Genomic DNA, 25279 nt, shown 5'->3' with positions numbered 1-25279 from the left:
ACGGCTTAAATAAATGACACAGTCAAGTGCATTCAGACCAAATTTGGCTCAATATATAACTGTTTGTATAAAAATACAAATAATTTATCATAAAAAATTATGAAATAATAAGATATAATATGTTAATATTCAAAAACTTTATTTTCTACTTTATGTTTACTTTGGGGTAATTATGGCAATTGGCATTAACTGGAAAGCCTTTGGGCCAGGTATTTTGATTGCATCTGCCGCCATTGGTGGTTCACACTTGATCGCATCAACACAGGCGGGGGCGTTATATGGTTGGCAACTTGCCATCATCATTTTATTGGCAAACTTTTTTAAATACCCTTTTTTTCGCTTTGCCACCGACTACGCTTATGAAACGGGTGAGAGTCTCATTGCAGGCTACGCCAAAAAGTCTAAATTTTATCTTTGGGCATTTTTCATTCTATCCATGATATCAGGCATGATCAGTACAGGGGCTGTGGTACTGCTGACAGCGGTGATTTTAAGTTATATGCTCCCCTTTGAACTCTCCACAGTTGTACTGTCGGCGGTGATGGTGGTGGCATCTTGGGCATTGCTTATCTTTGGGCATTTTCGGATGCTTGATAATGTGACCAAATGGATCATTATTTTGCTGACCGTTACGACCATCTTGGCGGTCATCATCGCAGGGGCAAAAGCACCACCACCTGCCCATGACTTTGTGGCAGTATCACCGTTTAACATGGCAGGACTTTCCTTCATCATCGCCTTGATGGGCTGGATGCCAACACCATTAGAATTCTCCGTCATCTCATCGGTATGGACCGCCAAAAAAATTCGTGATGACCATCCAACACATGAACAAGGCTTGCTTGACTTTAATGTCGGCTATCTTAGCTCTGCCATTTTGGCGTTATTTTTCTTGGCTTTGGGAGTGTTTGTCCAATATGGCACAGGACAAGAAATTGCCATGCAGGGCAGTGCTTATATCGGACAGCTCATCAATATGTACACCAACACCATTGGCGAATGGTCAAGAGGTTTGGTGACATTCATCGCCTTTTTGTGTATGTTTGGCACCATAATCACGTGTGTGGATGGCTATGGGCGTGCCAATGCCGAATGTTTTGCACTCATCAGCGGACACAAATCAACAGGCAAAATCACGTCATTTTGGACGACGATTACCGCCATCACAGGTTTTGGGCTCATTACATTTTTTATGGGGCAGATGGCAACCTTGCTCAAATTTGCGATGATTTCAGCCTTTGTTACTGCACCGATTTTTGCCTATTTAAACTACTCACTCATCAAAAGCCGTGGCAAGAAACTCTCGCCTTTGATGAATATCTATGCCATCTGTGGCATTGTGTTTTTGGCAGGGTTTACCGTATTGTTTTTATTACAATTTTTTCAAATTATCGGCTAGGATGCTTAAACTGATTTTTAAGACAATCATCAAAAAACCAGTCGCCTGACTGGTTTTTGTTTGGTCAATGTTAAAGTTAAGACAAATTAGAGGCTTGTACCAAAAGCTGGGTATACTCATGTTGTGGCTCTTCAAAAATCTGTCTTGCCGTACCCATATCCACCACCATGCCCTCACTCATCACAATCACGCGGTCAGAGAGTGCTTTGACCACCGATAAATCATGGCTGATAAAAATATAGCTTAGTCCATATTTTTTTTGTAGGTCATTTAAAAGATTGACTACCATGATTTGGGTAGAGCGATCAAGGGCAGATGTCGGTTCATCAAGCAAAACAAATTTTGGTTCTAAAATAATCGCTCGGGCGATGGCGATACGCTGACGCTGACCCCCTGAGAACTCATGCGGATAGCGGTTTATCATGGTGGGCGATAGATTGACTTCTTTTAAGATCTTAACCACCTTTTGCCGACGTTCTTCTTTGCTCATCTGCGGAAAATGTACAGTAAGCCCCTCTTCTATAATCTCACGCACGGTCAGACGAGGCGACAATGAGTTAAAGGGGTCTTGAAAGACGATTTGCATATCACGACGCAATGCTTGGCGTTTATCGCCCTTTGTGTCAATGATTTTTTCACCATTAAAACGAATATCGCCCACAGACGGTACAATCTGCATGATGGCACGTCCCAATGTGGATTTTCCCGAACCTGACTCACCGACAATGCCCAATGTCTCGCCTTTTTTTAGGTCAAGTGTGATGCCCTTGACTGCATTAAAGGTTTTGGTAGGCTTGCCAAAGAAGTTGCGTGCGATGACATAATCCACCTTAATGTCCTCTGCTGTGATGAGCTTTGGGGCGGATTCATCAAGGATGGGTTTGTGATTGTTGGGAATGGGGGTCAACAGCTCAACAGTATAAGGATGTTGTGGATTATCAAAGACCTCTTGGGTCGTGCCACGTTCAATAATCACGCCATACTGCATGACACACACTTGATCGCTGTACTTTTTGACCAATCGCAAATCATGAGAGATTAAAATAATCGCCATGCCCAAATCACGCTGCAATTCTAGCATCAAATCCAAAATTTCCGCCTGCGTGGTCACATCAAGTGCCGTCGTCGGCTCATCAGCGATAAGCAGGTCGGGCTTATTGATAATCGCCATTGCAATCATGATGCGTTGGAGCTGACCGCCTGAGAACTCATGCGGATATGCCGTCATTTTTTTGTCGGCATTGGGAATTTTGACCTTTTGTAAGGTGTCAAGTGCCAGTTTGGTCGCTTCGGACTTGCTCACGCTCGGGTTGTGAATGCTGACCGCTTCTGCCACTTGTTTGCCGATGGGGACAAATGGGTTAAGAGACGTCATCGGCTCTTGGAAAATCATGGCAATCTTATCGCCACGGATGGCACGCATCTCACGCTCCGATAAGCTAAGTAGCTCTTTGCCATCAAACAGTACTGATGAGTCTTTACCAAAACTGGCGATGTTTTTTGGCAAAAGTTGCATAATCGCCATTGACGTGACCGACTTGCCCGAACCTGACTCGCCCACGATGGCAAGTGTCTGTCCTTTTTCTACGGCAAATGATGAGTCCTTGACCGCATGGACAAGCTCTTCATCGGTTTTTAAAAATACATCCAAATTTTTTACTTGTAATAATGTCATATCATCTGTCCTTTGGGTCTAAGGCATCACGCAAACCATCGCCGATAAAGTTAAAACAAAACAGTGTAACCACCAAAAAGGTAGATGGCACAAGCAGTTGCCAAGGAGCGACTTGCATGGTCTGAGCCCCTTCTTGGAGCAGTGCCCCCCAACTGGTTCTCGGCTCTTGTACGCCCAGCCCCAAAAAGCTCAAAAATGACTCAAACAAAATCATACCTGGTACGATAAGAGACGCATAAATCACGACCACGCCCAGCACGTTTGGCACGATATGACGGGTCACGATTTGCCAGTTATTCACGCCTGTGACTCGGGCAGCTTCAATAAATTCCTTATTTTTTAGGCTCAATGTCTGACCACGCACGATACGAGCCACGTCAAGCCATGATACCAGACCGATTGCCACAAAAATCAAAATGATATTACGCCCAAATAGGGTTACCAATAAAATCACAAAAAACATAAAAGGAAAGGCACTTAGGATTTCTAAAAATCGCATCATGACCATGTCCACTTTACCGCCCAAAAAGCCAGAGACAGCACCATAGACCGTTCCCACCAGCACCGCCACCAATGCACCAGCAATCCCCACCATGAGTGAGATTTGCCCGCCAACAGCTGTCCGCACGAGCAGGTCTCGCCCTAAGGTATCCGTACCAAAATAGTGCTTGGTTTCCATAGACGGGGCGATACCCATGTTACTCCAATCTGTGTCAGCATAGCCAAATGGCGACAGCATGGGGGCGACAATCACAAATGCCGTGATAAGAAGCAACACCACACCACTTGCCATGGCGGCTTTGTTACGGCGAAAACGTCGCCATGCATCTTGCCATAGACTTCGTCCTTTCACCACAGGCTCTATGGCTTGCACTGTTTCGCTTGCATTCATAGACATACGCATTCCTTTTTAGTATTTAATTTTCGGGTCAATCACCGCATACAAAATATCAACAATCGCATTAAATAGGATTGTCAATACCCCCACCAAAATCGTCAAACTCAGCACAAGGCTATAATCACGGTTTAACGCACCGTTCACAAACAGCTGACCGATACCAGGCAGACCAAAAATCGTCTCAATCACGATAGAGCCTGTGACAATCCCCACAAAAGCAGGCCCCAAATACGAGATGATGGGCAACATGGCAGGACGTAAGGCATGTTTAAAGACGATGTGCGACAAGGGCAAGCCTTTTGCCTTGGCGGTGCGGATATAGGGGCTATTCATCACTTCAATCATCGACCCCCTTGTGATACGAGCGATACTTGCCACATAGCCTATCGCCAATGCTGTCACAGGTAGCACTAGATTCATGAATGCCCCACCATTCCAGCCCCCTGCTGGAAACCATTTTAAAATGACCGCAAAAATCAGCACAAGTAGCGGTGCTTTGACAAAGCTTGGCATGACCACGCCCGTCATCGCCAGCGTCATCAACACATAATCAAGCCAGCTGTTTTGTTTTAGGGCGGCGATGACCCCAAGACCAATCCCCAACACCACCGCAATGACAAAAGCATAAAAGCCAATCTCCACCGACACAGGTAGAGCTTGGGCAAGCAATTCATTGATGGTATGGTCTTTATATTTAAAAGATGGCCCAAAGTCCCCTTGGGCAAGTTGTTTTAGATAATTGACAAATTGAAGCCACATCGGGTCATTTAAATGATATTTTGCCTCGATGTTGGCAAGTACCGCAGGGGGCAGATTACGCTCGCCCGTAAAAGGACTGCCAGGGGCAAGTCGCATCATAAAAAATGAAATGGTAATCAAAAAGAGCATGGTTGGAATGGCTTCTAACACACGCTTAAAAATGAGTTTAAACATAAGCTCTCTCTTATTATTTGCAAATCCATGGCAAACACAAAGGCAGATAACACCTCAAAATACTGGCAATCATCTAGGGCGTATCGAGTATTGCTTGATATTAGAGCATGCCCGCCCCAATCATTTTTTTGCACAGAAATTTTCTTGCAAACATCAAATCCTGATACACCCTATTGCAATCCACAAAAAACACAACAAACAGCAGGTTTATTCTGCATCACGGCTAAATGCCCAATCCTTGATTTGCCAGTTACTGCTCGGGTCATTTAATGATTCTGCTTGCAGATAAGGCTTTTGTAGACGCACCGACACGGCAGTATAAATAGGTAAAATGGCAGCTTCCTTGTCAAGCAGTTGCTCCGCTTGATGGTATCTTTCCATGCGGTCATTATCATTTAGGCTGGCACTCAAAGTTGAGTCAAGTAAACGATCAAATGTCTCACTGGCATATTTGCCCGAGTTGTTACTGTTGTCCGAACGCAACACGTTTAAAAAGGTTGATGGCTCGTTATAATCAGCACACCATCCTGCAAATGCTGTATCAAACTTACCTTGACGGCGAGTATCCAACATGGTTTTCCATTCTTGGTTGATGATGGAGACATTGACACTACCGCCGAACGATTCGTTGAGCATGGACGCCGCTGCTGTGGCAATACGCTTACCGGCTTCGCTGGTGCTGTACAGCAACTCAAATTTGAGTGGGTTGCCCGATGAGTAGCCAGCATCCGCCATCAGCTGTTTGGCATGCTCAATGCGTGCCGACCTATCCATCGCCATCCAGTCATGACTGACTTCGCCCATGTTATAGATGGCAGGCGGGGTAAACTGATAGGTTGCCCTCTCGCCACGACCCAACACTTTCTCAGCAATCGTCTCACGGTCTAATGCCATAGAGATGGCTTGACGAGCTTTAACATCATTAAATGGTGCTTTGGCGTGATTGTATTCTAGATAAAAGGTACACAGCTTTGGCGATGAATGCACTTCATCTGGCAGCTCATTTTTGATGCTGGTCAGATGCTCTGATGGAATGGCAGCAATCTCAACCTCGCCTGCCTTATTATAGCGATTGACCTCTGTGGATGCTGATGTGATGGGCAAGAAAGTGGCTTTATTGATATTACCCGTCACCTCTCCAAAGTAGGCAGGATTGCGTTCTACCTTGATGTGACTATTAACCACCCAATCGGTCAATTTATATGCACCGCTGACCACGATGTTGGCAGGGTCAAGCCATTTGTCGCCATGGGTTTCGATGGCTTGTTTAGGCACAGCGTACGCCACAGGCAACACCAACAAATCAGGCAAATAAGGCACAGGGTCAGTTAATGTGATTTCAAGCGTTTTATCATCAATGGCTGTCACGCCCAAAGTCTCCACGCCTGCTTTGCCATCAGATATTTGCTTGGCATTGGCAACTTTGGCATCCACCAAATAACTAGAATATGGCGATGCGGTATTTGGGTCAGTCAGACGCTGAAAACTATACACAAAGTCATGAGCGGTAATCGGCGTATCATCTGACCATTTAGCATCACGGATTTTAAATGTCCACACTTTACCATCGGCACTGTCCCATTCACTTGCCAATGCTGGTATGGTCGCTCCTTTTTCATCAGCACTGACCAATCCGACAAACATTTGGCGGATAATAGCAAATGAACTTGAATCTGATGCCTTATGCAAATCCAATGATTCAGGCTCTGATCCATTAGGAATGGTTATCTCATCTTTGGTTGTTGTCGCCAAAGATGGTGCAGACTGTTGGTTATCACTCCCACAACCTGACAGAGCAAGAACTCCAAATAACGTGAGTACGGCAAAACTTAGTGTTGATAATTTCATCTTACTTCTCCATGATGATGAACGGATGACAAATCTTGGCAGATGTCATCTAACTTAATATGTTTGTGTTAATCTGACTGATGACATGTTGCTGATTTTATTAATGGCATGATGGTCAAAAATCATAAACAGCAAACACAAATCACCAACAGGCGATTTGTGCTGTCATGACATGATTAGTGTTTGGCGATTTTCCAGTCTTTGACTTGCCATGTATTTTGTGGGTCGTTGCTTGAATAGCCCAGAACATATGGTTTTACCAAACGAGGTGATACATAGTGATAGACAAAGATGGTCGCGCTGTCCTTGTCCAGCACCGCCTCAGCTTGGTGATATAACTGGGCACGTTGTTCTGCTGTTACATCTCCCCCCAAAGTACCATTCATCAGACGGTCAAACTCCGGGCTGTTATATTTGCCATAGTTGTTAGAATCGGTTGAGACGAATGTATTTAGGAACGTTGATGCTTCGTTATAGTCAGCACACCAGCCCCCACGAGAGACTTGATGTTTTTGAGTACGCCGAGTTTCAAGATAAGTTTTCCACTCTTGGTTGTTAAGACTTACCTCAACAAAGCCCAAAGAATCCTTCCAAAACGATGCCGCTGCCACTGCCAGCTTTTTGTGTGACTCTGAGGTGTTATACAGCAGTTCAAATTTTAAAGGGTTAGATTCGTTAAAACCTGCTTCATTAAGTAGCTTTTTAGCCTCCTCTATGCGTTTGGCTTTATCCCATGCCCTCCAATCAGGTTCATAATCTATCATGCCTGCGATGGCGTTTGGCGTGTATTGATAAGCCACCGTCTGACCTTGTGCCAAGATATTGTCCGTGATGATGTCACGGTCTAGTGCCAATGACAACGCCTTACGCACACGTACGTCATCAAACGGGGCTTTGGTGTGGTTAAACTCATAATAATAAGTACATAACTTCGGCTGAACCTTGACCTGCTCGCCCAGCTCGGATTGGAGCTGTTTAAACTGCTCTGACGGCAAAGAATCTGCCGTGACGTCCACCTCGCCTGCCTTATAGCGAGTCACGTCGGTAACCTCCGATGGGATAGCCAGTAGCGTGACAGTATCGATGGTAGTCTTGGCATCGTCATAATAACTGGCATTACGCTCTAACACAATACGCTCATTAACCTGCCAGTCTTTTAGGTTGTAGGCACCATTAACGACATAGTTGCCTACCGCTGTCCATTTGTCGCCATGTTGTTCTACCGCTCTTTGATTGACTGGTTTGACAGATGTATGGATGAGCGTGTCAGGCAAATAAGGCACAGGCTCAGACAAGGTGATTTCAAGCGTTTTGTCATCAATGGCTTTGACACCCAGCGTATCAGGATTTGCCTTGCCATCCACGATGTCCTGAGCATTGACCACTTTGACCGCCGCCAAATAAGTAGCATAAGGCGATGCTGTTTCAGGATTTACCAGACGCTGAAAACTATACACAAAATCCTGAGCCGTCACAGGGTCGCCATTTGACCATTTGGCATCACGGATTTTAAACACCCACACTTTATTATCATCACTCTCCCATGATTCTGCCATGCCTGCCACGGTATTGCCGTCTGCATCCGTTGATGTCAGACCAACCAATAGCTGGCGGATGATATTAGACTCTGGCACGCCTGATACTTTGTGCGGGTCTAGCGACTCAGGCTCGGCGGCGTTGTTAATGGTCACCTCTTGTGTATCGGCAAGTTCGCCTGTCACAACTGATGCACTGCCTGATGCGTTGGTATTTGACTCGTTGTCGCCACAGCCAAATAAGGCAAGACTAAGCGAAACGAGCAAGGCTGATGGTGCAAATTTTGCATTCATGGGGATGTCCTTATGTCAGAAAAATGAATTGACTTTTGTAATCTGGGTCATGACACGCCACCGTTCATCCTTTTGCTAAGCCCTATCCATTTGTCAAGGTTTTATAAAGCAAAACCTTTTAAAAATCATTTTTAAAACAACAAATAACATGGCTCTTAAAAACAGAGAATCATTCTCATATTTACGGCAAATATAAAAGGTAGGCATGCCCCACGCCCAAATGACAACTAAATATAATCGTTTTACAACCCCAAAGTCAAGAATTTTTTAAAGATTATGACAAAATAATGACAACAAAAAACCACTTATTGTAAAAATAAGTGGTTTTTGTGTTAAAAAATATCACGCATCAAATGGGTCTCTTAGCACAATCGTTTCTGCTCTGTCCGCCCCTGTTGAGATGATATCCACAGGACAGCCCACAAGCTCTTCGATGCGCTTGATGTACGTTTTGGCGTTGTCTGGCAAATCATCAAACTTGGTGATACCGATTGTGGACTCCGTCCAGCCTTGCAAGGTCTCATACACAGGCGTTACTTTGGCATAATACTCAGCATCATACGCCCCCTTAATCTCGCCTTCTGGCAAGGTATAGTCCGTGGCGATTTTAATCTCGCTAAGACCGTCTAGCACGTCAAGCTTGGTTAGGCAAATACCGCTCATGGAGTTTAGCACGACCGCACGTCTAAGTGCCACCGCATCAAACCAACCGCAACGTCTGGCACGCCCTGTTGTCGCTCCAAACTCATGTCCCACCGTTCCTAGATGCTCGCCCACATCATCAAACAGCTCTGTCGGGAAAGGTCCTGAGCCGACACGGGTGGTATAGGCTTTGGTGATGCCAAGCACATAATCAAAATACAAAGGACCTAGACCTGTGCCTGTTGCCACGCCCCCTGCGGTGGTGTTTGAACTGGTTACAAAAGGATAAGTCCCGTGGTCAATGTCAAGCAAGGTACCTTGAGCCCCTTCAAACATCAAATTCTCGCCTGCCTGACGGCGTGTTTCTAGCTCGTCTGTTACGTCCACCACCAAGTCTTTTAGCTCGCTTGCCCATTCTTGGCATAGAGCAAGGGTGGCATCATAATCAATCGCTTCGGCTTTATAGTACTGGGTTAAAGCAAAGTTATGATATTCTAAGATATTTGCCAATTTGTCCGCCAAATCACTACGGAACAAATCCGCCACACGCAAGCCACGGCGAGCCACTTTATCTTCATAGGCAGGACCGATACCACGACCTGTTGTGCCGATTTTGCCGTTGCCACGCTTTAATTCACGGGCTTGGTCAAGGGCGGTGTGATAAGGCATGATGAGCGGGCAGGCAGGCGAGATACGAAGTCTTTCACGCACAGGCACGCCTTTTTCGGATAAGCCTTTCATCTCTTTTAGTAGAGCATCGGGGGCTAGTACCACGCCATTGCCGATAAAGCAGGTTACGCCTTCACGCAAAATCCCCGATGGAATAAGATGCAACACCGTCTTTTCGCCACCAACAACAAGCGTATGCCCTGCATTGTGTCCGCCTTGATAGCGTGCCACGGCAGTTGCTTTTTCGGTCAATAAATCCACGATTTTGCCTTTGCCTTCATCGCCCCACTGACTGCCAAGCACGACAACATTTTTACCCATGTCTTTCACCTTAATTTAAGTTAAACCAATGCCAAATTTTGGCGTTTTTCCTATCTAGTTTAACACACAATCAAGGGGGAAAACTAGCTTAAATTGAACAAATTTTGAAAATTTATCAAATCAATTTAAATTGATAAAAACTTGCAAAATTTTGCCAAAGCCCTTAAAATTTTTACCAAAATCATGTTACAATATCCTGTTAAAATTCATAATTAAAAAAAGGCGAATCCATGTTTCAGTTACACCCCACGCTTGCCAAAGACACATTTTTGGTTGGCGACTTACCGCTGTGTACCGTGCGTTTGATGAATGACTGTCAATTTCCTTGGCTGATTTTGGTGCCACGTGTCTCAAACATCAAAGAAATCTACGAGCTGTCTGACGCTGACCAAGTGCAATTTTTGCGCGAATCAAGCTGGGTATCTAGCCAAATGGCGAAAATCTTTGGGGCGGACAAAATGAACGTCGCCGCCCTTGGCAATCAAGTGCCACAACTACACTTTCATCATGTCGTCCGCTATCAAAATGACGCTCGCTGGCCTAACCCTGTTTGGGGTTGCCCTGCCATCGCCTACACCCCCGAAGTCTTGCAACACATGAAACAGACTCTGATGATGGCACTCCGTGGGCATCATGAAATGCCCTTTGACTGGAAATTCAACATTTAAGCTGTTGATTTTCCAAATTATACCCCATTCTCAACTTTATATCAGTGATTGATTTATTAAGGGCAAATTGCAATTCGCCCCTACGACCAAAAAATAATTATTGAAAAATCAACAAGTTACTATTTTAAGTTGAGAATGAAGTAAATTATATTGGCAGTTAGCACCAAAACGAAAAATCCGTCATTATGCCCAATGACGGATTTTTGTGGTCTTTAAAGATGATTTAATCGCTTGTCTTATCAATCACTTGTCTTGTTCAAGTGCCAAATTAATCGTGCCATCTTGATTATTTTCGCTTGTCTTTTGCTCATCTTGTGCCAATTTATCTTTGGCAAGGCTGTCTTTGGCTAGCATCACATCGCCAGCCTTATCTTGTTTGGTGTTTTTGGCATCTTTGTCCACAGGTTTTACTTGCACTTTTACCAAACCAACCGACAACGGAGCAAGCTGTTTAAAGGCGTTTTTGGTTAGGTCAATACGCCCTGCTTTACCAATGCGGTCATTGACTTTACAAGTGATGGATTTGCCCGTTTTGGCATTGGTAACTTCCACATACGTCCCAAGTTTGTAGCGGTTGGATGCACAGGTCATGCCATTATTGCTAAATACTTCGCCATTGGCAGTTTTGCGACCATTAAATTTATCAGCATAATAAGACGCCGTGGTTGAGTGGGCAGATGCCTGCATGCCGATTAGAGCGGTCAAGGTTAAGGTAGTGATGTTAAATAAACGCATGATTACTCTCTTGGTTGATGGTATTATGGATAAAATGAATAAAACACGCCTGCCATTGATGATGTTTTTATTAGGGCGTGCCTACCATTGATAACATTTTATAAAATAAGATGAAAATTTGACACGCCCCAAAACAAACAAATCCATTAACTGTCAATGCTACAAAAGTCAATGTCTACAAAAATAGTTTGGCAAGCAAAGGCTGACTATTATAACAAATTTATGGGCTTATCTTGTTAAGCGATTGCTATTTTTTGTAAAAACAACACCGATATGCAAACCAAAGAAGCAACATACAGCCTAAAACTTAGCACAAATCAAGATTGAGACAAAGCCATCCCATGCTTTTATTTTTTAAAATACAAATCAAAATACAATATATCCCAAATTAAACTCATCACATGTTCATTTTTTGTGAAAAAACTGTCTAAATATAAGGCAAAATCAACGCTTTATTACTTTTTATTACATTTTAAAAAGGATGTAGCAATAAAAAAGGTCTACAATAAATTTGCAGGCAATGGCTTATCTACTCATTTTGTCTTTGCCTTGCTAAATCATTTTATCACAAACACCCAAAGGATGTCCCATGAAAAAAATCATCGCACTATCATCTATTATTGCTTTAACACTAACTGGTTGTGCTGGCACTCAGCTTGACAATACTCGTGTTAAAACCGTTGAAGGCGAAGTCAAAGCCGTTAAAGTGGTTAATATTCCAAGTTTTGATATTGAAATCGCCCCACGCAAAGCCACTTGTCAGCTGACCGACACCGCAGGCAATGCCGTTGCCAGCGAATGCCTACAATACCGTCGCACCCACGAGCGTAACTACAATGTACTAAGTGGCAACATCGAAGGATTTACCTTTGAAGAAGGTAACCGTTATGTGCTAAACATCAGCCAAACGGCAGTCAATGACGAAGCTGCGGGCAAAGTTGTTCCTGTATGGAAACTAAACAACATCGTCTCAGTTACTCCTGAAATCATCAACCCTACACAGTAATTAGTGTTTGCCAATTATTGTTTGGTTGTAAAGACTTTGTTTTAAAAGTTAGTTCAACCCATCTTTGGGCGAGCTTACCGTCATAAAATGACTGGTTGGTTCGTCCAATTTTTATTTTTTGGCAAAGGGTGTTATAATTGGCTAAATTTTAAGACAAACGCATCATGACCATTCGCACGCCAAAAGAATTTAACCATGCCCCCAGAAAACGCTTTGGGCAAAACTTTTTACACGACACAAACATCATCCGCCAAATCGTTGATAGCGTTCGCTTATCTCGCACCGATAACTTGCTAGAAATCGGGCCGGGGCTTGGGGCATTGACCGAGCCACTATTGGCAGAAGTGGATGGCATGACAGTCATCGAGCTTGACCGTGATTTGGCAAATGGTCTAAAAATCAACATCGGGGCGAACAGCCATCCTGATTTTACCATCATCAATGACAACGCCATGCACATTGACTATCGCACGCTTGCCGAGCAGGTGGGGCGTGGGGCGTTTCGTGTGGTGGGCAACCTACCCTATAACATCTCCACGCCCATTTTATTTCGCTTGTTAGAATTTAGCGATGTCATCACCGACATGCACTTTATGCTTCAAAAAGAAGTGGTGGATCGCATCACCGCCGAGCCAAACACCAAAGCCTACGGGCGACTGTCTGTCATCATGCAGTATCATTGCACCACTGATTATCTTTTGACCGTGCCAAATGGGGCGTTTAACCCCCCGCCAAAGGTAACGTCTGCCGTGTTTCGCCTAACGCCTTTTAAGGTCAAGCCCTTGCAAGCCCAAGATGAGAAACTCTTTGCCGATGTCGTGCGTGAGACCTTTAACCACAGACGCAAAACTTTGCGAGCAATTTTTAAAAGTGTGAACATGTTGCCGATATTGGACGATGATGATTTTGCCAAGGCGAGCATCAACCCCCAAGCCCGCCCCGAAACGCTGAGTGTGGCAGATTTTGTGCGACTGTCCGATGTGGCTTTTGAAAAATTAAAGCAAACTTGATACAATAAGATAAATTGATATAATAAAACCATATGACAAAAAATTTACAAAAAACTTATCGCCATGAATACGTCATTGGCGACTTGCAGGGCTGTTTTAATGCTTTTAACCGTTTGCTTGTTGCTTTGGATTTTGATGAAACCCAAGACAAGATTTGGCTATGCGGCGACATCGTGGCTCGTGGGGAAAACTCCCTAGACACCCTAAGACAAGTCAAGCGTTTGTCCGACATCGGGGCATTAACCACGGTGCTTGGCAATCATGACATCACGCTCATTGCCACATGGCGGGGCGTTTTACCCATCAAACCCAAGGACAACACCGCACCGATATTTGTCGCTCCCGACTGTGATGAGTTGTTGGACTGGCTACGTCATCAGTCGTTTTTGGTATATCCCAATGACACAACGGTACTGACTCATGCGGGCATACCGCCCCATTGGAAGGTCAAAGATGCCAAAGGTTATGCTAATGAACTAGCACAAGCCTTTGGTGGTGATTTGGATGAGCTTGATAAGCTGTTGCCCAATTTATACAGTAAAGCCACCGAGCCTTGGTCGGATGAGCTGATAGGTCATACTCGCCTGCGACTGATTGCCAACTACTTGACACGCATGCGACTGTGCGACAAACATGGCACGCTTGAATTTTCTTTTAAAGAAAGTCTTGGCGACACCATGCCTTTGGGCTATCGTCCTTGGTTTGATTGGGAAGTGGCACGCAAACGCAAGATTCTGTTCGGGCATTGGGCAGCCCTAGAAGCAAAGATTGCCACCCAACACGTCCGTGCCTTAGATGGGGGCTGTGTGTGGGGCGGTAAACTTGTCGCCTATCGCCTTGCTGATGAGCATATTATTACCGTCAGTGGCTTTGATGCTTGACAACTATTTTACCAGATACTTGATAATGGGAGCAACCATGATTGAATCATCTTATTGTACCAACACCCCATCTCATGCCTTAACTGGGAAAAGTGGATTTTCTAACATGTCATTGGGAGTGGTCATCACGCTGGGACTGGCACTATCTGCCTGTGCCAACAAACCCACCTACCAACAAAATAACGCCCAAACCACCATCACGCCCCCCGTCAGCAGTCCTGCCAGACAAGGTGTACCCCAACGCTATCAAGTCCAACGTGGCGACACCGTCTCAAAAATCGCCGCTCGCTACGGTCTTAATTGGCGTGAAGTCAGTCGCATCAACCGCCTAGACAGCAATCACACCATCCGTGTGGGGCAGTGGCTGACCCTATGGCACACATCAAATCCCGCCCAAGCTGGCACAACCACCACCATCACCCAAACACCCGCCACAGCAACCACGCCTAGGGTCATCACGGTCAAAAATCCCATGGTCGGCAATGTTGGTGTCATGAAATTTGACTATCCTGTGGGCAGAAACAACAAAATCGTTCGTCACTTTGGCGAGATTAGCAACATTAACGGCATTAACACCAAAGCCGAAGGCATGTGGTTTACGGGCAGTAATAACGACATCGTGCGTGCCACTCGCTCAGGCACAGTCGTGCATGCTGACAACACTAACACAGGGGGTATTATCACCATCTCACACTCTGATGGCTTTGTCAGTAGCTATCTGCATGTCAAAGATGTGAGTGTCCGCAAAGGGCAGAACATCGGTGTGGGCGACCTCATCGCCAAAATGAAGCAACAACAAAACGGGGCAACCTTATTAGAATTTCGTATCGCCAAAAATGGCGTGTACATTGACCCTGTGACGGTATTAAAATAATCGGCATGATGGGGCAAATTGCAGTTTGCTCCATGCCAAGGCGTTGTGTTTACTGCATGGCCAGTTGCAAAAGCACCTTATAAACAACGCCAAATAACATCATCAAGGCGTGCTTATCTGGCACACCCTACATGCTACATGCCATAACGCATCAAAACCCACTTGCCAGTTTATCCAACTCATCAGCCAGTTTGGCAGGATTAAATGACGTGCCCAAAACTTTTTGTGGGGCGGATATTCTAAAATCATCGCCATCACGTTCAACGACCCACGCCACAACACCGTGCTCGCCTGCGGTGATTGTTGCCAGCTCATAGGCGTGAATGATGCTGTCGTCATCACTGATTTTTGTGATGCCTTTTTTGGCTTGGAAAAGCGGATGCTTGTGATGGCTTGACATGACAAACACCAACCGCTGTGCCTCACTGGGCAACTCATTTAGCTTAACACTTATTAACTCCTGTGGCATGAGCGTCTCTTCAAAGTGACCTGCCCCTGCCAGCGACCCAACATGACGCACGCTCTCATCAGCACTTCGCACATTGCCATACCAAATCTTGTCCAACACCTGATGTGAGCCATCTAGCATCACGCAGGACAAATCGATGTCCATGTCAAGCGTTGGCGAGCGAAACGGGGTTAGCCCCTTTAGCAGGGGGATTTTTCTGACAAAAGCAAGCACGCCTGTTTTTTCAAATTGACATGCTTCATAATTGACAGACACCGTCAAAGTCCGTCCATACACACCAAGCTCGGTCAAGGTTTTGGGTTCAAAAAAAGTTTTTAAGGACGGGTTGTCCTTGTCTTTGTGTTGGTTAAAATCAGTCATAAACTTATCAATGGGTTAGTTTTTTAGGGCGGTCTCATCAAAGGCATGTTTTAATGCCTGCTCTACGGCGTTAATGCGTTCTTGGCAGACTTTATAAGCATCAATGGACTGCTCTACCACGCTCACTAGGTTGTCAATGTCTAGTGTCTGACTTTGTTCTAGCGAGTCTGCGTTGTGCTTTAAGATGTCGTAGGCTTCTTTAAAAGTCATCAAAGATGGGGTATCACTGGCTTGGGACATGTCATTCTCAGGTAATTTTCTTGGATAATTTTAGACAAATAAAATCCCATTTTACCCAATCACTTCTTATCAAGCAAGTAGATTTTGTCAAGCCCACTGTCTTTATTGTAAGTATTTTTGTTACAAACGGACTTACCAAGAACGGATTTACCAAGTAAGTTGGGTACGATTCATTTTAAAAACAAAACCAACAAACTATTTTCAAACGATTACAATTCTGTTATCATAGCTTAAATTTATGTAAACGTGCCATTTTATCAATATTTGGCATGGTACAGTCAAACACGCCAATACCAACGCACATGACACCACAAGGAACCATCAGTCATGATGTGTTGATATTGGCATTTTTATGCATGCTCACTAATTGACCTTTCAATGACTGATTTTCAAGCGATGACATGTATTTGATGAAAAAGGAAAATCATGACTGACTCTAAAAAACCCCACAACGACGAACACGTCTCCGAGCTTACCTTAGACACCGACTTTATGGGTGACAGTAACGACGAAACGCCATCAGGTGTCATCACCAAAGACGCCATCAAGGGCATGATTATTTTTGCCGTCGCCACCATCGTCTCCATCATATTATATCAAGTCATGCCGTTTGGCACCGACGTCAATAAAGGCTTGGCGATACTTGTCTTTATCGGCACATTATGGCTGACCGAAGCCATTCACGTCACCGCCACTGCCATCTTAGTGCCGATTCTTGCGGTGCTGGTTGGCGTGCCTGAGTTTGACACCAAAAAAGCCTTGGCAAGTTTTGCCGACCCCATCATCTTTGTATTCTTTGGCGGTTTTGCCCTTGCTGCCACGTTGCATGTGCAAAAACTTGACCGCAAAATCGCTTTTGGCTTGGTCAAACTGGCAGGGGGCAAGCTGGGCTTGGCGGTGTTTTACATCTTTTTTGCCACCGCCATTTTGTCCATGTGGATTAGCAACACCGCAACTGCCGCCATGATGTTGCCATTGGCATTGGGACTTTTGGGGCAGATTGACAAAGAAAAAGACCGTTCTACCTTTTTGTTTGTCCTACTAGGTATCGCCTATTGTGCCAGTATCGGCGGATTGGGCACGATGATTGGTTCACCACCAAACGGTATTGCTGCCAAAGCATTGGAGCTTAGTTTTATAGAGTGGATGAAATTTGGTGTACCGATGATGCTTGTCATGCTTCCGATACTGCTTGGGGCGATGTACGTCTTTTTAAAACCCAACCTAAAACAGAATGTGGTCATGACCGATGAGATCATTCCATGGACACCATCACGCATTTTAACCATCGTTGTCTTCGTGGCTACTGCCCTATCATGGATTTTTGGCAAACAACTCGGTGAGATGTTCGCCTTTAAATCCCCCGACACCATCATCGCTCTATCAGCAGCGGTTGCGGTGCTTGCCTGCGGTTTGGTCAGCTGGAAACAAGTGTCTGATAATACCGACTGGGGCGTACTCATGCTCTTTGGTGGCGGTATCGCTCTATCTAATATCATGAAAGACTCGGGTGCCTCTGCCTTGCTTGGCGAGCAAATCGCCAATGCCTTATCGGTTGCACCGATATTTGTAGTTATTTTGGCAATCACTGCATTCATTATCTTCTTGACCGAATTCACCTCAAATACCGCCTCTGCCGCCTTACTTGTGCCACTATTTGCTCCGATTGGCGTACAGCTTGGTCTTCCCCCTGAGGCACTTATCATGGTCATTGGCATCGGCGCTTCTTGTGCGTTTATGTTACCTGTTGCCACACCACCAAATGCCATCGTCATGGGCACAGGATACATCAAACAAAAAGAGATGATGCAAGTTGGTCTTATCCTAAACTTCATATCCATTGCCATCGTTACAATATGGGCTTTTTTCTTTTTAAGATAGTCTCTTGACTTTAATATATCAGTACTTAACCTAAAATGAACATATTCAGATATGTTCATTTTTTTTGAAAATACATTCATTTTTTAAAAAAATAAATATTACAATTCATAAGAAAATATGGTTTAATAGCGTATTTTTTTAATTCTACTGATAAATAACTCACCATAAACCCACTTTTATCAAGCGAGATTTTTATGACCACAATCACTCTAAACACTCCTGATTTTGTTCGCCATCAAGCCATCATTGATTGGGTTGCTAAGATTGCCAAACTGACCAAACCTGCTCGCATTGAGTGGTGTGATGGTTCACAAGAAGAGTATGATCGCCTAATCCAACTCATGATTGATAATGGCACAATGGTCAAACTGAATGAAGAGAAACATCCTGATTCTTATTTGGCATTTTCTGACCCATCAGATGTGGCTCGTGTTGAAGACCGCACTTTTATTTGTAGCGAAAAACAGATTGACGCAGGAGCAACAAATAACTGGAAAGACCCAAATGAGATGCGTGCCATCTTAAATGACAAATTTGACGGTTGCATGGCGGGGCGTACCATGTATGTTGTGCCATTTAGTATGGGCCCTTTGGGCAGCCATATTGCCCACATTGGTATAGAGCTGACCGACAGTCCTTATGTGGTTGTCAGTATGCGTAAAATGGCTCGCATGGGCAAGGCAGTTTACGAGGTGCTGGGCACAGATGGTGAATTTGTTCCGTGTGTGCATTCTGTTGGCAAGCCATTGGCAGATGATGAAAAAGATGTGGCATGGCCATGCAACGATGATAAGTATATTGTTCACTACCCAGAAACTCGTGAAATATGGTCATTTGGTTCAGGCTATGGCGGTAACGCCCTGCTTGGTAAAAAATGCCTAGCCCTACGCATTGCATCTGTCATGGGTCGTGAACAAGGTTGGCTTGCCGAGCACATGCTTATCCTAGGCGTAACGAACCCCGAAGGCAAAAAGCACTATGTGGCAGCTGCCTTCCCATCCGCCTGTGGCAAAACCAACTTCGCCATGCTTATCCCACCAGCAGGCTATGAAGGCTGGAAAGTCGAAACCGTGGGCGATGACATTGCTTGGATTAAACCATCGGCGGACGGCAAACTATACGCCATCAACCCCGAAGCAGGTTTCTTTGGTGTCGCCCCTGGCACCAACACCAAAACCAACTCCAACTGCATGGCATCGCTATCGCATGATGTCATCTATACCAACGTTGCCATGACCGAAGATGGCGAAGCATGGTGGGAAGGCAAAACCAAAGAAGTACCAGACAATCTCATCAACTGGAAAGGCAAAAAGCATGACGGCACCGAGAAAGCCTCGCACCCCAATGCCCGCTTTACCGTATCGGCAAGCCAATGCCCATCGATTGACCCCAACTGGGAAAATCCCGAAGGCGTGCCAATCTCTGCCTTTATCTTTGGCGGTCGCCGTGCCGACACCGTGCCACTCATCTCTGAATCCCCCGATTGGATTGATGGCGTATATAAAGCCGCCACGATGGGTTCTGAAACCACCGCTGCCGCAGTTGGTCAGCAGGGCGTTGTCCGCAGAGACCCATTTGCTATGCTCCCATTTGCTGGCTACAACATGGCAGACTACTTCACTAACTGGCTAGAAATGGGCGAAAAACTAGAAAAATTAACTAAAGAACATGGCACGCAACTGCCAAAAATCTTTAAGGTTAACTGGTTCCGCCGTGATGAAAATGGCGACTTCGTATGGCCGGGTTTCGGACAAAATATGCGTGTGCTAGAATGGATCATCAACCGCTGTGAAGGCAATGCCAATGCTCATGCCACACCGATTGGTCTTGTGCCGACTTATGAAGACCTAAATTGGACGCATTCTGACTTTACCAAAGAAGACTTTGAAACCGTTACCCGTCAAAACAAAGATGAGTGGGTCAAAGAAATCCAAAGCCACAAAGAGTTGTTTGACAAATTGGGTGAGCGTATGCCACAAGCACTAATCGACCACGCCGACAAAATCCTAGAAGGCGTACAAACCATGTCATAAGCAATAATATGACATCTTTTGGTACAAAAAACGCTCCAATAAATTTGGGGCGTTTTTATTTGGTAACGGCTTGGATTGTCCGCTTAGAAAATCCCATTTAACGAACTTATTTAACGAACTTGATGTTTATCACAGATAATAACCAGATAAAAATTGGATTATGTTAAATAAATTTCAAACCGTTAAACAAATAGCCCATATTTGGGCTATTTTTTGAGCAAACCAAGTAAATCAAGCCAAAGATGCCAACGCCTTATCATAATCAGGCTCACTCTTAATCTCTGGCACAAGCTCGCTATGCAACACTTTGTTATCGGTATCTAGCACAATGACCGCACGAGCAGTTAGCCCTGCCAACGCCCCTGATGTCATGGCAACGCCAAGGTTTTTGGCGACATCAGCATTTCTAAAAGCGGACAAAGTTTTGACATTATCCAGTCCTTCCGCCCCACAAAAACGGGCTTGGGCAAAGGGCAAATCTGCCGAAATGCACAGTACCACGGTGTTATCAAGCTCACCTGTTTTTTGGTTAAACACACGCACGGACGTGGCACAAATGTCCGTGTCAATGCTTGGAAAAATGTTTAAAATCTTGCGTTTGCCGGCAAAATCAGACAATTTGACATCCGCCAAATCATTGCCCACTAAGACAAAATCAGCGACCGTCTCGCCCACTTTGGCAAACTCGCCTGCCACATCTACGGCATTGCCACCTAAGGTAATTTGACTGCTCATACGTACTCCTATATTATCGGTAAAGGGATAGTCTATATTACTCCGCTTTGGGATAAAATGCAAATCATCTATACCTTTTAATTACAAAAATTTGGTAATCAGTCTTAACGGTAAATATTTCATACCCAGTCCAATCGGCAACCACGGCCACGCAGGGACATAGGCTTCATCTACCTTGGCTTCAATGGCTTTAACAATCACGTCCGCCCCTTCGTCTTCTTCCACTTCAAAGGGCAGGTATTTTGCTCCGATATTTAGGTCGGTACGCACATAACCAGGGTAGATTGTGGACACCGTAATCGGCAGTTTTTCACTAATGGTATCAGCTCGTATCCCTTCGGCAAGAGCCGCCAAGCCTGCTTTGGCAGCGGCGTAAGTCGTCAAATGACGTGGTAAGCCACGCACCGCAGACATGCTAGATATGACCACCAGATGACCGCTGTTTTGACGGCGGAAAATCTGCATGGCGGATTCACACTGGGCAAGGGCGGAGATAAAGTTGGTTTCGGCAGTGGCACGATTTATCGCAAATCGCCCATGCCCGATGACACGGCTGTCGCCCACGCCTGCGTTTACGATAATTTTATCAAGTGTGCCACCGTCATTTTCCACATCTTTGGCAAAGTCTTCAAACACCGTAAAGACATCATCATACACCGTAACGTCCAGCGTACGCACATAAACCTTTACGCCAAATTCTTTTTCTAGCTCGGCTTTTAGGGTCTCCAAGCGGTCAAGTCGTCTGGCACAAATCGCCAAATCATAGCCCAAAAAGGCAAATTTGCGAGCCATCATCGCCCCAAGCCCCGAGCTTGCTCCTGTAATCAGCACCGTTTTGCCTTGACCGATACCACGAATGTCATTTAAATCTTTGATTTTGCTAAATCTATTGGCAACCACTCGTCCGAACTTATCGGCTTTGGCAAAGACTTCTTCCAGTTTTTTCATAAACAACCCAAATCATACGTTAAAATCAATAAAAAAGCGAACAACCATTGTCCGCTTTTAAAAAGTTGAATGGCTTATTTTACACCATTTTTATCAAAATTTTAAGCAAAATGATGTGTACATTCAATCACTTGTAAGACTCTTTAAGGACGTTGATATTTGGCAAGTTGTTCGCCTACCGATGACACCATTTGTCCAACCATATCACCCATCTTTACGCCCATTTGTTCAGACAAGCCTAACTTTTCTGCCAAAGTCGGCTTGGTGCGAGTGTGTAATACAAAAACATCATGCTCTTTCATCAGTTCAAGCACATAGGCATCGGACGTACCAATTGCATCAACAAGCCCCAAATCCAAAGCGTCCTGCCCAAACCAAATCTCGCCTGTGGCAATCTTCTCCACATCTAGGCTTGGGCGGTGCGTTTTGACAAAGGTTTTAAACAATTCATGAATGCGGTCAATGTCCGCTTGGTGCTTGGCACGGTCTTCATCGTCATTTTCGCCAAACATGGTAACGGTACGCTTGTACTCGCCTGCGGTAAATTGCTCAAAATCCACATCATGCTTTTTAAGAAGTTTATTAAAATTAGGCAACTGGCTTACCACACCCACCGAGCCGATGACCGCAAAATCACTGGCGATAATCTTGTCCGCCACACACGCCATCATATAGCCACCACTTGCCGAGATTTTGTCCACGCAGACGGTGAGAATAAGCCCTGCTTGTTTTAGGCGAGCAAGTTGAGCACTTGCCAAACCATAAGCATTCACCTGTCCGCCACCACTCTCCAAACGTACCACCACTTCATCGCCTGATTTTGCCGAGCTGATAATCACGCTAATCTCTTCACGCAGATGAGCCACCGCAGACGCTTTGATGTCGCCGTCAAAATCTAGGACAAAGACGCTTTTGTTGTCGCCCTTGTTCTTATCGTCCGCCTTGTCTTTTTTGTCTTTTGCCTTATCTTTGGCTTTTTTGTACAATTTGCCAAACAGACCGCATTTTTTGTCGTCTTTTTGGCTGTTTTTTAGAGCGTCTTTGAGTTGCTCTTGGCGTTTGTCTTGGAGTTTATTAAGATGAATAATGGATAATTCAGTCGGCTTTTTTGATGAATGAAATAGCATGGTTTTACCTTTTTTGATAAATTTTAAAAAATAATGGGGTTTGTTTGGCGTTTTAAAAGTCCCTTATTCCTTTTTGACCGTATTTTTTAGCCCCACGCCACGCAGTCTGCCCCGATTGTCCACATCACGCACAATGAGACTCCAATGGTCGTTGAGTCGCACCTTATCGCCACTGACAGGCTCAGCATGAAAATGGTTTAGCATATACTCTTCGATGGTCTCATTTTTGTGCTTATCAAATATTTCAATCAACTCATCATCAATTCCGCCAAGCGTTGATTTGGGTGGGGTAAATACTTCAAAAAAGTCAAAGGGCGTTTTTTTGGTGGATTTGGACGTGCTGGGTCGGTCTGTTTTGAGCAAGGATTGCCCACCGCTAAAAAACGGCAAATCGGCAATTTTGATGTGGGGAGACAGTAGCCAATCGCCATAAAACTCGCTTGTTTTTTGGTATTGGGTGGCAGAGTTGTTAAAAATCTTTGCCACAGAGCTGGCATTGTCCCCACTCATGGCATACCACACCACATCGCCCGCTCGCAATGCCGTGTCGTCATTGACAACAAGCAAATGGTCGTTTCTTACCACCGCAAACAAATTGACATCATTAGCATTAAAACGGCTTGAGATATTGACAGGGTGTCGTCCCACGGCAAACGCCCCCTTGCCCACTTCAAATTCATAAAGCGTAATATTGGCATGGTCGCCTACCCAAATCTCATGCTCCGCCTTTGGTTCGCTATCGGTTGGCACCCATACCCCAAAGGCTCTGGACATAAAAGGAATGGTCGCCCCTTGGGCAAGTAGCGACAAAATCACAAGCCCAAAGGCGATGTTGAACGCCAAATTGGCTTGGGGAACTGCCATCATGATGGGAATAATGGCAAGGGTAATCGGTACTGCCCCACGCAGACCCACCCATGAGATAAAGCCAATTTCACGCCAATTAAAGCCAAAAGGCAACAGGCTTGTCATGACCGCAAACGGACGAGCGACAAACAACAAAAATAAAAACACAATCAAAGAGTAATGCCACACTTGCAAAAGACTAGATGGCGTAACCAGTAGCCCCAGCACCACAAACAGCACCGCCTGCGATAGCCACGCAAAACTGTCCATGACCCGAAGGACGTGTTCGGTGGCACGCACTTTGGTATTACCAATCGCCACGCCCGTCAAATACACCGCCAAAAAGCCCGAACCGCCCAACAGGTTGGTCGCCCCAAATACCGCCATGCCTGCTGACATAATCAAAATGGCATACATACCGTCCGCCAAATGCACCTTGGGGAGCAGTTTTGACAGCACAAAGCCCGACACCACGCCCATGACCAGCCCCACGCCAATTTGGGTGGCAAGTAGCGACAAAATTGTCCAGATTGTTTGGCTTTCGGGGTCAAGGTTTAGGGCAATCATGACCGTAACAAGCAAAATCGCCAACGGGTCGTTCGCCCCCGATTCAAGTTCAAGCGTTGCTTGCACACGGTCGTTGAGCTTGACCCCACCATTTCTAAGCAGGCTAAAAACAGCCGCCGCATCGGTACTGCCCACAATGGCGGCAATCAACAGCCCAAGTCGCCAGTCCACCCCCAAAAGATACGCAATAAACACCCCAAGCGTCAATACAGTTGCCACAACGCCCCAAGTGGCAAGGGTAACGGCAGGTTTTAACCCCACCCGAAACGAGTTGAGAGACGTTCTAAGTCCCCCATCAAGCAAAATGCACGCAAGGGCAGCTTGTCCGATAAAATTAGCAAGGGCATACTGCTCAAACTCAATCCCCAAAATCCCTTCTTCGCCAGCAAGCACACCCACGCCCAAAAAGAACAACAGCAAAGGCACGCCCAAACGAGCCGACAACTGGCTTGTCATAATACTTACAAAAATCAGCACCGCCGAGACAAGGTACAAAATATTTAGGGTGTCCATCACGCTCCTTTTTGGGTTGGGTAATTTGTGGGCAAAACTTGACAGCGGTCAATCGCCAAAGGGTAAGTCAAAAAGACTAATTGTAACACAAAATCGCCCCAAACGTGCCAATTTTTGTCCAAAAGCCAGTGTCAAAAATGCTCAAAGGGATAACTTGCTCCGTCATATCCTT

At 45.2% G+C, this 25279-nt stretch carries 21 protein-coding genes; 8 read left to right on the top strand and 13 right to left on the bottom strand.

Annotation, left to right across the window (positions count from 1 at the left end):
• Positions 1 to 172 precede the first annotated feature (172 nt).
• A complete protein-coding gene (locus tag AAHK14_RS10660) occupies positions 173 to 1399 on the top strand; it encodes a divalent metal cation transporter (RefSeq protein ID WP_065256857.1) in 1227 nt (408 codons plus the stop codon).
• Positions 1400 to 1475: 76 nt separating this feature from the next.
• On the opposite strand, the gene AAHK14_RS10655 is transcribed toward AAHK14_RS10660, so the two are convergent.
• The 6 genes from AAHK14_RS10655 to AAHK14_RS10630 all read right to left on the bottom strand — a co-directional run bounded on the left by AAHK14_RS10655 (position 1476) and on the right by AAHK14_RS10630 (position 10214).
• Positions 1476 to 3074, bottom strand: coding sequence for a dipeptide ABC transporter ATP-binding protein (locus tag AAHK14_RS10655; RefSeq protein ID WP_194092549.1), 1599 nt, complete (start codon positions 3072 to 3074; stop codon positions 1476 to 1478).
• 1 nt (position 3075) lies between these two features.
• Complete coding sequence (gene oppC / locus AAHK14_RS10650) at positions 3076 to 3972, bottom strand: oligopeptide ABC transporter permease OppC (RefSeq protein ID WP_216635283.1); 897 nt, start codon at positions 3970 to 3972, stop codon at positions 3076 to 3078.
• 12 nt (positions 3973 to 3984) lie between these two features.
• Positions 3985 to 4905, bottom strand: coding sequence for an oligopeptide ABC transporter permease OppB (oppB, locus tag AAHK14_RS10645; protein ID WP_065256860.1), 921 nt, complete (start codon positions 4903 to 4905; stop codon positions 3985 to 3987).
• A gap of 207 nt (positions 4906 to 5112) precedes the next feature.
• Positions 5113 to 6753, bottom strand: a complete 1641-nt coding sequence (locus tag AAHK14_RS10640; protein WP_065256861.1) for a peptide ABC transporter substrate-binding protein — start codon at positions 6751 to 6753, stop codon at positions 5113 to 5115.
• A gap of 176 nt (positions 6754 to 6929) precedes the next feature.
• Complete coding sequence (locus tag AAHK14_RS10635; protein ID WP_065256862.1) at positions 6930 to 8582, bottom strand: ABC transporter substrate-binding protein; 1653 nt, start codon at positions 8580 to 8582, stop codon at positions 6930 to 6932.
• 342 nt (positions 8583 to 8924) lie between these two features.
• Entirely contained in the window at positions 8925 to 10214 is a 1290-nt protein-coding gene (locus AAHK14_RS10630) for an adenylosuccinate synthase (RefSeq protein ID WP_065256863.1), read from the bottom strand.
• Between the two features lie 230 nt (positions 10215 to 10444).
• On the opposite strand from AAHK14_RS10630, the gene AAHK14_RS10625 reads away from it, so the two are divergent.
• Positions 10445 to 10882, top strand: a complete 438-nt coding sequence (locus AAHK14_RS10625; RefSeq protein WP_065256864.1) for an HIT domain-containing protein — start codon at positions 10445 to 10447, stop codon at positions 10880 to 10882.
• A gap of 243 nt (positions 10883 to 11125) precedes the next feature.
• On the opposite strand, the gene AAHK14_RS10620 is transcribed toward AAHK14_RS10625, so the two are convergent.
• Positions 11126 to 11617 (bottom strand): septal ring lytic transglycosylase RlpA family protein, encoded by a 492-nt coding sequence (locus tag AAHK14_RS10620; protein ID WP_065256865.1) that lies wholly within the window; start codon positions 11615 to 11617, stop codon positions 11126 to 11128.
• A gap of 589 nt (positions 11618 to 12206) precedes the next feature.
• Between AAHK14_RS10620 and AAHK14_RS10615 the strand changes: the two genes are divergently transcribed.
• The 4 genes from AAHK14_RS10615 to AAHK14_RS10600 all read left to right on the top strand — a co-directional run bounded on the left by AAHK14_RS10615 (position 12207) and on the right by AAHK14_RS10600 (position 15388).
• Positions 12207 to 12623, top strand: a complete 417-nt coding sequence (locus AAHK14_RS10615; RefSeq protein WP_065256866.1) for a DUF4377 domain-containing protein — start codon at positions 12207 to 12209, stop codon at positions 12621 to 12623.
• Positions 12624 to 12787: 164 nt separating this feature from the next.
• Entirely contained in the window at positions 12788 to 13633 is an 846-nt protein-coding gene (gene rsmA / locus AAHK14_RS10610) for a 16S rRNA (adenine(1518)-N(6)/adenine(1519)-N(6))-dimethyltransferase RsmA (protein ID WP_065256643.1), read from the top strand.
• A 32-nt stretch (positions 13634 to 13665) separates the two neighbouring features.
• Positions 13666 to 14514 carry a symmetrical bis(5'-nucleosyl)-tetraphosphatase gene (locus tag AAHK14_RS10605; RefSeq protein ID WP_065256644.1) on the top strand — a complete coding sequence of 283 codons (849 nt, stop codon included), beginning with the start codon at positions 13666 to 13668 and terminating at the stop codon, positions 14512 to 14514.
• A 37-nt stretch (positions 14515 to 14551) separates the two neighbouring features.
• Positions 14552 to 15388, top strand: a complete 837-nt coding sequence (locus AAHK14_RS10600) for a peptidoglycan DD-metalloendopeptidase family protein (protein ID WP_172823644.1) — start codon at positions 14552 to 14554, stop codon at positions 15386 to 15388.
• A gap of 151 nt (positions 15389 to 15539) precedes the next feature.
• On the opposite strand, the gene AAHK14_RS10595 is transcribed toward AAHK14_RS10600, so the two are convergent.
• Both AAHK14_RS10595 and xseB read right to left on the bottom strand, forming a co-directional pair.
• Positions 15540 to 16217 (bottom strand): TerD family protein, encoded by a 678-nt coding sequence (locus AAHK14_RS10595; protein ID WP_065256645.1) that lies wholly within the window; start codon positions 16215 to 16217, stop codon positions 15540 to 15542.
• 15 nt (positions 16218 to 16232) lie between these two features.
• Positions 16233 to 16457, bottom strand: coding sequence for an exodeoxyribonuclease VII small subunit (gene xseB, locus AAHK14_RS10590; RefSeq protein WP_227514754.1), 225 nt, complete (start codon positions 16455 to 16457; stop codon positions 16233 to 16235).
• Positions 16458 to 16883: 426 nt separating this feature from the next.
• Here xseB and AAHK14_RS10585 point away from each other — a divergent pair, with 426 nt between their 5' ends.
• Both AAHK14_RS10585 and AAHK14_RS10580 read left to right on the top strand, forming a co-directional pair.
• Positions 16884 to 18338 (top strand): DASS family sodium-coupled anion symporter, encoded by a 1455-nt coding sequence (locus tag AAHK14_RS10585; RefSeq protein WP_065256646.1) that lies wholly within the window; start codon positions 16884 to 16886, stop codon positions 18336 to 18338.
• 194 nt (positions 18339 to 18532) lie between these two features.
• Positions 18533 to 20371 (top strand): phosphoenolpyruvate carboxykinase (GTP), encoded by a 1839-nt coding sequence (locus tag AAHK14_RS10580; protein ID WP_065256647.1) that lies wholly within the window; start codon positions 18533 to 18535, stop codon positions 20369 to 20371.
• 231 nt (positions 20372 to 20602) lie between these two features.
• Here AAHK14_RS10580 and tpx read toward each other — a convergent pair whose 3' ends face one another.
• The 4 genes from tpx to AAHK14_RS10560 form a co-directional block, all read right to left on the bottom strand.
• Positions 20603 to 21106: a thiol peroxidase gene (gene tpx, locus AAHK14_RS10575; RefSeq protein ID WP_065256648.1), complete on the bottom strand. Its 504-nt coding sequence runs from the start codon at positions 21104 to 21106 to the stop codon at positions 20603 to 20605.
• An 81-nt stretch (positions 21107 to 21187) separates the two neighbouring features.
• Positions 21188 to 22054 (bottom strand): SDR family oxidoreductase, encoded by an 867-nt coding sequence (locus tag AAHK14_RS10570; protein WP_065256649.1) that lies wholly within the window; start codon positions 22052 to 22054, stop codon positions 21188 to 21190.
• 143 nt (positions 22055 to 22197) lie between these two features.
• Complete coding sequence (gene sohB / locus AAHK14_RS10565) at positions 22198 to 23181, bottom strand: protease SohB (protein WP_065256650.1); 984 nt, start codon at positions 23179 to 23181, stop codon at positions 22198 to 22200.
• A gap of 63 nt (positions 23182 to 23244) precedes the next feature.
• A complete protein-coding gene (locus tag AAHK14_RS10560; RefSeq protein WP_065256651.1) occupies positions 23245 to 25107 on the bottom strand; it encodes a potassium/proton antiporter in 1863 nt (620 codons plus the stop codon).
• Positions 25108 to 25279 lie beyond the last annotated feature (172 nt).

The sequence above is a fragment of the Moraxella sp. K1664 genome, from assembly GCF_039693965.1.
Classification (GTDB): domain Bacteria; phylum Pseudomonadota; class Gammaproteobacteria; order Pseudomonadales; family Moraxellaceae; genus Moraxella.
This window is presented reverse-complemented; position numbering and strand designations above follow the sequence as displayed.